Annotated in this window: 9 protein-coding genes; all 9 read left to right on the top strand. The window is 63.9% G+C overall.

Annotated elements, in window-relative coordinates; genetic code table 11:
- The first annotated feature begins 109 nt into the window (after window positions 1-109).
- A complete protein-coding gene (locus BX592_RS33170) occupies window positions 110-1,312 on the top strand; it encodes a hypothetical protein (RefSeq protein ID WP_208328021.1) in 1,203 nt (400 codons plus the stop codon).
- Complete coding sequence (locus BX592_RS33165; RefSeq protein WP_134197566.1) at window positions 1,309-1,860, top strand: PilN domain-containing protein; 552 nt, start codon at window positions 1,309-1,311, stop codon at window positions 1,858-1,860. The genes BX592_RS33170 and BX592_RS33165 overlap by 4 nt, the downstream gene beginning before the upstream one ends.
- Window positions 1,857-2,465: a hypothetical protein gene (locus BX592_RS33160; RefSeq protein WP_243849841.1), complete on the top strand. Its 609-nt coding sequence runs from the start codon at window positions 1,857-1,859 to the stop codon at window positions 2,463-2,465. Before BX592_RS33165 ends, BX592_RS33160 begins: the two co-directional genes overlap by 4 nt.
- On the top strand, window positions 2,462-3,004 hold the full coding sequence (locus tag BX592_RS33155) for a hypothetical protein (protein ID WP_134197565.1): 543 nt from the start codon (window positions 2,462-2,464) through the stop codon (window positions 3,002-3,004). The genes BX592_RS33160 and BX592_RS33155 overlap by 4 nt, the downstream gene beginning before the upstream one ends.
- 139 nt (window positions 3,005-3,143) lie before the next feature.
- Window positions 3,144-5,621: a cohesin domain-containing protein gene (locus BX592_RS33150; protein WP_243849839.1), complete on the top strand. Its 2,478-nt coding sequence runs from the start codon at window positions 3,144-3,146 to the stop codon at window positions 5,619-5,621.
- Window positions 5,618-6,166, top strand: coding sequence for a type II secretion system protein (locus BX592_RS33145; RefSeq protein ID WP_134197563.1), 549 nt, complete (start codon window positions 5,618-5,620; stop codon window positions 6,164-6,166). The genes BX592_RS33150 and BX592_RS33145 overlap by 4 nt, the downstream gene beginning before the upstream one ends.
- A gap of 5 nt (window positions 6,167-6,171) precedes the next feature.
- A complete protein-coding gene (locus BX592_RS33140; protein ID WP_243849837.1) occupies window positions 6,172-6,558 on the top strand; it encodes a type II secretion system protein in 387 nt (128 codons plus the stop codon).
- Window positions 6,559-6,632: 74 nt separating this feature from the next.
- Window positions 6,633-7,385: a hypothetical protein gene (locus BX592_RS34260; protein ID WP_208328020.1), complete on the top strand. Its 753-nt coding sequence runs from the start codon at window positions 6,633-6,635 to the stop codon at window positions 7,383-7,385.
- A 553-nt stretch (window positions 7,386-7,938) separates the two neighbouring features.
- Window positions 7,939-8,874 (top strand): dihydrodipicolinate synthase family protein, encoded by a 936-nt coding sequence (locus tag BX592_RS33125; protein ID WP_134197561.1) that lies wholly within the window; start codon window positions 7,939-7,941, stop codon window positions 8,872-8,874.
- Window positions 8,875-9,067 lie beyond the last annotated feature (193 nt).

Genomic DNA, 9,067 nt, shown 5'->3' with positions numbered 1-9,067 from the left:
GTGAAGGACAAGGCGCGCCGTAACGGCACGCGTCATCTGCGCGAAGTGGCACTGGCGCAGGTGAAACGTGGCGAGACGACGCTGGCCGAAGTGAAACGGGTGACCCTCAATGCGTGACGGAACGATGCGTAGAAGTGGCATGTCGCTGCGCGCCGCGTTGCGGTTCGCGCCCCGCGGGTTGCCGCGGCTATTGCCTCAGGTTTTGCCGCGCGTCTTGCCGCAGTTGCAGCGCGGGCAGTGCCGGCTCGGCTTGTCGCGTGACGTCGTTGCGGTGCTGCGCAGCGACGGTTCGCGCAGCGAAGCGCGGCGCATCGCTGACGGTGCGACTGATGGACTGCAGGTTGATTCGGGTGCTGCGGCGTCGGCCAAACCGTTGCCGCTGTGCATCGAACGCGCGCTGACGGACGCCGGGCCCAACGCGGCGCCGGATGAACTGGCCGCGCTGATCGGCGACGCAATCGATCAAGCGGGTGGCGGTGGACTGCCAATCCACGCGACGTTCGGCGACGACCTCGTGCGCTATTTCATCGTGACGCCGCCCGCTAATGGCGCCCGTTTCCAGGATCTGCGCACAGCCGCCGAAGTGCGTTTCCAGACGCTTTATGGTGAATCTGCGGCCGCTTGGCGACTGGTCGCGGACTGGCAGGCGAGCACGCCATTCCTCGCATGTGCAGTGCCGCTGCGCTTGCATGTCGCGCTGCAGATCGCGGCACGGGCGCGCCGTAGTTGCGTCGTGTCGTCGGTGCCGGATTTCGTCGGCGCGTGGAACCGCTGGCACCGTCGCGTCAAAAGCGATGCGTGGCTCGCGACGCTGCATGCCGGCGCACTGACGGTCGGTGTGCTCGACGGCAGTGCGCGACGCGCGCGCCTTGCCGCCGTACGTACGCTGACGCTCGTCGACCCGACGCCACCGCTCGCATGGTTGCGCGAGCAACTTGCGCGCACCGCACTGCTCGATAACGTGCCGGCGCCGAAAGTGCTGCATGTACATGGGCAGTTGCCTGATAGCTGGCAATTAGAAAACACCGCATTGGATAAAGCCGCGGATAGACGCGCGAACGGCGGCGCGCGCAAAAACGCACTCGACGCGACGAACAGCGGGGAAGATAGCGCGGCAAACAGCCCGATAAACAGCACGGTAAGCAGCCCAGCAAGTTGCGTGGCAAACACCGGCGCAAACAAAGACAATGCCACACCAGAAACCGGCATCGCGGTGCGCGCATGCTCGCCCGCGCTTGCGGTTTTCACCGCATCGCATGGCACAACCGTGTCGCCGGCCGCACAGCTCGCATGGAGCGGGATCGCGCGATGAAACGTCTGCATATCGATCTCGCGCCGCTGAGCGCTCGTCGCCAGTTACACCGCACGCATACGCTCGTGCGCTGCGTCGCACTGGCCGCATTGATTCTGTGCGTCGTCGCCGGAATGCGCGCGCACAAACTGTTCGGCCGGCTCGACAGGCTGCAGGACGAGCAGGCCAGCATCGCATCACACGCCGCGCAGGCCGCGCGGTCGCGCGCGACTGTCGCGAGCCGGCCGATCGACGCAAAGCAGGGCGCCGCGGTCAATGCCGCAGTCGCGCGCCTGAACCTGCCGTGGGACGACATCCTCGACGCAGTCGAAGCCGCGACGCCGGCGAAGGTCGCACTGCTTTCGATCACGCCCGATCCGAGCCGCGCGCTGCTGCGCATCGAAGCCGAGGGCGCGAACAGCGACGAGATGATCGGCTATCTGAAGTCGCTCGAACAACAACCGCTGTTCGAGCGCGTCGACCTCGTCCGGCATGAGCTCGCGAAGGACCACACGGACGGTGTGATCCGCTTCCAGATCGAAGCTCAGTGGCGCAGGAGCACATCGTGAACTTGCCACCGCAACTAATCCGTTCGCTGCTGCGGGCACAACTCGCGTTGCGCCGTGCGAGCCTCGACGTGCTGATCGCCGGCGTGCTGGTGCTGGCGGCCGCGGCGATGTGGTTCGCGCTGTTGCCGGGTCTGACCACCCGCATCGCCGACGAGGCACGCGCGGTCGTACGCGCGCGTTCCGCGCCGCCGCCCGCGCCGGTGCTGTCGCCGCAGGCGATGGCCGCCGAGCGGCTCGCTGCGTTTTACGCGGCGCTCGGCGATGCCGGGCACACCGAGCAGATCGTGACGCATCTGTTCGGCGCGGCAAGCGACACCGGTGTCGTGCTCGACAAGACCGAGTACAAGCCCGCGCGCGATCCGGCCGGACGCTTCGAGACCTATACGATCGTGCTGCCCGTCAAAGGCGACTACGCGAAGCTCCGAAGCTTCTGCGAAAAGGTGCTGACAACCGTGCCGTACGCGGCGCTCGACGACATGCGCTTCAAGCGCGGTTCCGCGAACGACCAGACTGTCGAAGCGAGCCTGCGTTTCACGGTGTTCCTGCGTCCGGCGCAGCAAGGCAAAAGCGCGACACTCGTCGCGGCTGGCGAGGTCCACAAATGAAGCCCCTACACGCAGTGCTCGCGATTGCGTTTGTCGTTTGCGGCGGGCTGCTTGTGTTCGGCGATCACGGTTCGTCGGACCCGGTGGTCGAAGCCGCGCCGCGCGCGGGGAGGGCCAGCGCGAACGTGGAGACCGACGCTACGCCGGCGGCCAGCGCGGAGGGTGCGTCGATGGTCAGCATTGGTGCGCTGCGTTCGCGCAACGAAATGTTTGGCACCCCGGGCAACGGACAACACACGCTGTTCGGCAGCCGCTCGTGGATGCCGGCGCTGCCGTCGGTCGCCCCCGTGGGCGCGGAAGTTCCGCCGCTGCCGCCGATCCCGGTCGCGCCGAGCATGCCATTCACCTATATCGGCAAGAAGGCGGCCGACGGCACGTGGGAGGTGTACCTGTCACGTGGCGACGAGACCGTGATCGTGCGCGACCAGTCGGTGATCGACGCGAATTACCGTGTCGAAGCGATCAAACCGCCGACCATGACGCTGATCTACGTACCGCTCAAGACAGTTCAGACCATCGATATCGGCGGCGCCGATTGAGATGGACTCGGGAAGCAGCATTCAAGGGAATTCAGTGGTTGTCATGCGATTCATAAAACAGAACAGACTACGGGGTCCAGGCGGCGAAACTCGGCGCCCAAGGAGACGGCCTCGACGAACCCTCTCGCAGCTCGCCTGTGTGGTCGCGGTGCCGGTGCTGCTCGCCGGCTGCGCGGCGCAAAAGGCCTATCGCGCGGGTGAAGACTTTGTCGCGCAAGGCAAAATCGACGAAGGGCTCGCGAAACTGCAGGAAGCGATGAATGCGGACCCGCGCGACGCTCAGTATCGTTCGGCCTGGCTTGCGCTGCGCGAGACCACGGTGATGCACGACAACGAGCAGGGCGACCGGCTTGCCGCAAAGGGTGCACGCGATGCAGCCCGCAAGTCGTATCAGCACGCGCTGACGATCGATCCATCGAACGAGCGCGCGCATGCCGGACTCGTCGCGCTCGATCAGGCGGTGCGGCTCGATGCAATGCTCACGCAGGCCGAGCAGATGTTCGGCAAGCACGATGCGGACGGCGCGCGCCGCGTGCTGTCACAGGTCACGACCGAGGCACCCGACAATCCGCGCGCACTCGCGCTGCAACGTCGGATCACACTCGACTCGGGCGCGACGCGTGTCGAGGCGGCGCTGGCCGCCGCCTACCGCAGGCCGATTCATATCGACTTCAAGGATGCGACGATCAGGCAGGTATTCGACGTGATCTCGCGCAGCGCGAACATGAACTTCCTGTTCGACAAGGATGTGCGCACCGATCAGCGCACATCGATTTTCCTGCGCAACAGCACGATCGAAGGCGCGGTGCGCTACGTGCTCGCGACCAATCAGCTCGCGCAGCAGGTGCTCGACGAGAACACGGTGCTGATCTATCCGAACACGCCGGCGAAACTGAAGGACTATCAGGAACTCGCGGTGCGCACGTTCTTCCTGTCGAATAGCGACGCGAAGACGGTCGCCAATACGCTGAAGACGATCCTGAAGGCGCATGACATCGTGATCGACGAGAAGCTGAACATGGTGATCGTGCGCGACACGCCCGATGTGATCCGTATGGCCGAACGGCTCGTCACGCTTGAAGATGTGCCGGAACCCGAGGTGATGCTCGAAGTCGAAGTGATCGAAGTGCAGCGCAATAGCACGGAAAATCTCGGTATCCAGTGGCCTGGCTCGGTCACGTTGACACCGCTGCCGCCGGGCAGCGTGATCGCGACGCCCAATGGCCAGAACAACTCTAACAGTGGGTTTGGCAACCCGTTCAACAACGGCTCGTTCGGCGGCTCGTCATCGGGCGGAGGCAGCTCGCCGTCACTGTCGCTCAACGACCTGTTCCACCAGACGTCGAAGACGGTCGGCGTGTCGCAGGTGCAGGCGACGGTCAACGCGAATCTGAACGTTTCGAACGCGAAGCTGCTGACCAACCCGCGCATCCGCGTGCGTAACCACGAGAAGGCGAAAATCCTGATCGGCGAGCGCGTGCCGAACATCACATCGACCGCGACGTCGACCGGCTTCGTGTCGCAGTCGGTCAACTATATCGACGTCGGCCTGACGCTGAACGTCGAACCGGCGATCTATCTCGACAACTCGATTGGCATCAAGGTCGCGCTTGAGGTGAGCAGCCTGCTCAACACGATTACCGGTTCGTCCGGCACGACCGCGTATCAGATCGGCACGCGCACGGCGAGTACGGTGCTGCAGCTGAAAAATGGCGAGACCGACATCCTGGCGGGCCTGATCGACAGCCAGGAGCGTACCTCCGGCGACAAGATTCCGGGCTTCGGCCAGTTGCCGGTGCTCGGCCGGCTGTTCGGCGCGACCAAAGACGAAGACGACAACACGGAAATCGTGCTGGCGATCACGCCGCACCTGATCCGCAATATCCAGCGTCCGGACGCGGCGTCCGCGTACTTCAACGCAGGCACGGAGACCAACTCGACCAGCCTCGTGCAATCGAACGGCATCAGCACCGCGCCGGCGCCGACGCTGCCGGCGGCCGGCAATTTGTCCGCTTCGACGTCGGCGCCGTCGTCCGGCATGGGGAGTAACAACAGCATGAACGGCTCGGGCAGCAACGGACTCGGCTCGAACTATCCGGGCAGCTACGGCAATTCGGGTAGTGGGATGGTCGGCGGGTTCGGCGGCGGCGGTTTTGCCGATCCGGGAACCGTCGCCGGCGCGCCAGGCACAGGCGGCACCGCGCAGATGTCGATCCAGGGGCCGCCGCAAGTGAAGGTCGGGGACTCGGTGACGGTCGCGCTGATGATGCAGTCGGACCAGCCGGTGATGAGCGTGCCGTCGAGCATCACATTCGACAACACCAAACTGCAGTTCAGCGGTGTGACCGAAGGCGACTTCATGAAGCAGGCCGGCGCGCAGACCAGCTTTTCGAGCCGGGTCGGACAGAACGGCGGTCAGGTGAGCATTTCGAACTCAGTGTCGGGTGGCTCGGGCGCGTCGGCGCAGGCCACTTATGCGGTGCTGACCTTCAAGGCGCTGGCGCCAACGTCGCAAACCGCGGTGTCGGTTCAGCCCGGCTCGATGCTCGGCGTGACCGGCGTGCCGGTCACGCCGTTGCCGGCGCTGCCGTACAACCTGACGGTGAACCCTCGATGACGCACAGCCGCCGCGCGCCGCACTTCATCGCGTCCGGATTACGTCGTGTATCCGGTGTGCGCCGTACGCGCCGCGGCCGCGCGCGCGGCTTTACGTTGATCGAATTGCTCGTCACGCTCGCGATTCTCGGCATCCTCGCGAGCATGACCGTGCCGGTCGCGCAGGTGATGCGCCAGCGCGAACGCGAAACCGAACTGCGCGCGGCGCTGCATGAAATACGCGCGGGCATCGACGCGTACAACACCGCGAGCAAGGACGGACGCATCGCGAAGGAGGCCGGCGCAACGGACTATCCGCCGGCACTCGATCTGCTCGTGCAAGGCGTGCCGGACCAGAAAGACCCGAAGAACCACAAGATGTACTTTCTGCGGCGCATTCCGCGCGATCCGATGAACAACAATCCGGAAGTCAGCGACTCTGCGACCTGGGGCAAGCGTGCCTACGCAAGCGAAGCGGAAGATGCCGAAGAAGGCGACGACGTGTACGACGTGTACTCGATGTCAAACGGCATCGGGATAAACGGTATTCCTTATCGAAAATGGTGAACACGATGCAACGGCGGCGCAAGCGAATCCACGGCTTCACGCTGATCGAGCTGCTGATTGTGCTCGCGATCGTCGCGCTGTTGATGACCATTGCGATGCCCGAATATTTTCATTCGATCAACACGTCGAAAGAGAAGGTGCTCGCGCAGAACCTGCATATCACGCGCATTGCGATCGATCAGTTCTACGGCGACACCGGCCGGTATCCGGATTCGCTGCAGGAACTCGTCGACAAGCGCTATTTGCGCACGTTGCCGTTCGATCCGGTCGCCGATAGCGCGAATACCTGGCAGATCGTCGCGCCGGAGGAGCAGTTCCCCGGCAATGTCTATGACCTGAAGAGCGGCGCCGAAGGCACGGATGCCGACGGCAAGCCATACGGTGCAATGTGAGACAGCGGCAGGTTCGTATCCGGCGGCCGGGGCGCCGTGCGCAAAGCGGCTACACGTTTCTTGGGCTGCTTATCATGGTCGCGATTATCGGCGTGGCGGCGGCTGCGTCAGCGGAACTCGGCGCGATTTATCAGCGGCGCCAGGCGGAGAAAGAGCTGCTGTTCGTCGGGGCGGAATTTCAGCGTGCGTTGCAGAGCTTCGCGGCGGCTACGCCGACCGGTCAACCGACTCAGCCTCGCACGCTTGAAGATCTGCTGCGCGACCCGCGCTATCCGAATGTGGTGCGCCATCTGCGCAAGGTCTATGCGGACCCGATGACCGGCAAGGCGGACTGGGTGATCGTCAAATCGCCGGATGGCCAGACCATCGTCGGGCTTCATAGCGCGTCGACTGGGCGGCCGATTCAGATCACGCACTTTCCGTCGGTCTTTCAGGGCTTCGATCGCAGAAAGAGCTATACGGACTGGGTGTTCTTCGCCCGGGTGCCCGCGCTGACGCAAGGGCAGAGGCCGCCGGACGGCACAGTGAATAGCGGCGATCTGTCGGGTAGTGCGAGCGGCGGCGGTAATTTTTCGTCCGATGGCATGCAGTCGAATGGCAGTCCTTTGGGTTCGTCGTTTGGGTCTTCGTCGGGTTCGCCGCCGGGTTCGCCGTTCGGTTCCTCGTCGGGGTCCCAGCCGGGTTCGCCGTTTGGTTCGTCATCAGGTTCGTCATTCGGGTCGTCATTCGGCGGCAATTCGCCGGGCGGGTCGTCGCCGAACGGCTCGCTATTCAATAACTCGCCATTCGGCGGTTCGAGTTCCGGAAACGGGATGTCGAACAGATAGCCTCCGGCTGTCCCGATGGCGCGCGCGACACCCGTGTTCCGACAGTCGGCGTGAGCCGGCCTCACGGGCCTTCCACAAACGCACGTCGCATCAGTTGTCCCCACTTGCCAATCAGTTTGGTATTAAGTAGATTTTGCCTGACAACTTAGCCAGAGCGGCACAACTTGGCCCTCGATATCCTGAATCGGATTATCGAGGGCGAGTATCGCGAAGGAGACCGGCTGCCCACCGAGCATGCACTGGCCGCGTGATTCAGACCGAGGGCATCGGCGCAAAGGACGACTTCGGGTTCCATCTGGCGGTTGCGCGCGCATCGAAAAAACAGTTCTTCTGGCGTGCACATCGACGTGCCAATCGCATGTCAATCGCGTTTTCCATCAACGGCCCTTTCTCGACGGGCCGTTTTTGCGTTCTGCCGCGCGCTGCAGGGTTGTCAAGCCAAATAGATCAGTATTTTCCCCGTGCATGACCTGTATTGATGTTGTTTGACAACATCAAATTGCCGGTGATATCGTTCCGCTCGCCAGACGAATCCATCCGCTTACGAGACTCCATGAACGTATCCCCGATTACCGAAAGCGAATTCGCGTCGACTGTGATGGCGGTGCCGCCGCTTGCGCGCCATGAAGATCTGTCGCTCGACGTCGCGCAGAACCAGCGGTTGATCCGCCATATCGAAGCCGGCGGCATGCGTACGCTGCTGTACGGCGGCAACGCGAACTTCTATCACGTTGCGATCAGCGAATACCGCGCGTTGCTTGACATGCTTGCCGAACATACCGCGCCAACCACACGCGTGATTCCGGCCGTCGGTCCGGACTTCGGCAAGATGCTCGACCAGGCGCGCATCCTCGCGCAGACGAACTACCGCACTGCGATGGTGTTGCCGCTTGCCGGCTTCACGACGTCCGCAGGCGTCGAAGCGGGTCTGACGCGCATCGTCGATACCGCGGGCATTCCGCTGACGCTGTACGTCAAGAATGAAAACTACGTCGACGTCGACACGCTCGCGCGACTGGTCGATCGCGGCACGCTGATCGCGGTGAAGTACGCGATCGTGCGCGAGAACCCGGCTGACGATCCGTATCTGCGGCGCCTGTTGCAAAGCGTGAATCCGGCACGCGTGGTGTCGGGCATGGGCGAGCGGCCCGCGCTCACGCATGTGCGCGACTTCGGTCTCGCCGCGTGGACGACCGGCTCCGGCTGCATCGCACCGCGCGCGGTCAGCACGCTGCTGCAGGCGGCGCGCGATCCGTCGCGCGCGGCGCAAGCACAGCGCATTTACGACGCGTGCATGCCGCTCGAGACGCTGCGCGACCAGCTTTCGCTGATCTGTGTGCTGCACGACGCGGTGACGATGACCGGACTCGCGGACATGGGCACGATCCTGCCGCTGTTGAGCAGCCCCGCGAAGCAGCATCACGCGGAGATTGCCGCGGCCGCGCACGCACTGCTCGCATTCGAACGCGAACTGTCCGCGCAGGCCTGAAGCGCGAAATCAGCGCGAACCCAGCGCAAGGCAAACTTGAAATCTAGTGCGGGAAAAAGCCGAATTTTCCGGAGCAGTGCGACGTGAGCATCAAGAAGAAGACCCCCGAGGAATTGCGTAGCCATCGCTGGTACGGCGTGAACGACCTGCGTTCGTTCGGCCATCGGTCGCGTACCGCGCAGATGGGCTATAG

The organism is Paraburkholderia rhizosphaerae (assembly GCF_004366595.1).
GTDB lineage: Bacteria > Pseudomonadota > Gammaproteobacteria > Burkholderiales > Burkholderiaceae > Paraburkholderia > Paraburkholderia rhizosphaerae.
This window is presented reverse-complemented; position numbering and strand designations above follow the sequence as displayed.

Bases quoted from the DNA above. Each gene is read 5' to 3' on its own strand.
- BX592_RS33125 (WP_134197561.1), top strand. From the start codon at position 7,939: ATGAACGTATCCCCGATTACCGAAAGCGAATTCGCGTCGACTGTGATG.
- BX592_RS34260 (WP_208328020.1), top strand. From the start codon at position 6,633: ATGGTCGCGATTATCGGCGTGGCGGCGGCTGCGTCAGCGGAACTCGGC.
- BX592_RS33155 (WP_134197565.1), top strand. From the start codon at position 2,462: ATGAAGCCCCTACACGCAGTGCTCGCGATTGCGTTTGTCGTTTGCGGC.
- BX592_RS33170 (WP_208328021.1), top strand. From the start codon at position 110: ATGCGTGACGGAACGATGCGTAGAAGTGGCATGTCGCTGCGCGCCGCG.
- BX592_RS33165 (WP_134197566.1), top strand. From the start codon at position 1,309: ATGAAACGTCTGCATATCGATCTCGCGCCGCTGAGCGCTCGTCGCCAG.
- BX592_RS33145 (WP_134197563.1), top strand. From the start codon at position 5,618: ATGACGCACAGCCGCCGCGCGCCGCACTTCATCGCGTCCGGATTACGT.
- BX592_RS33140 (WP_243849837.1), top strand. From the start codon at position 6,172: ATGCAACGGCGGCGCAAGCGAATCCACGGCTTCACGCTGATCGAGCTG.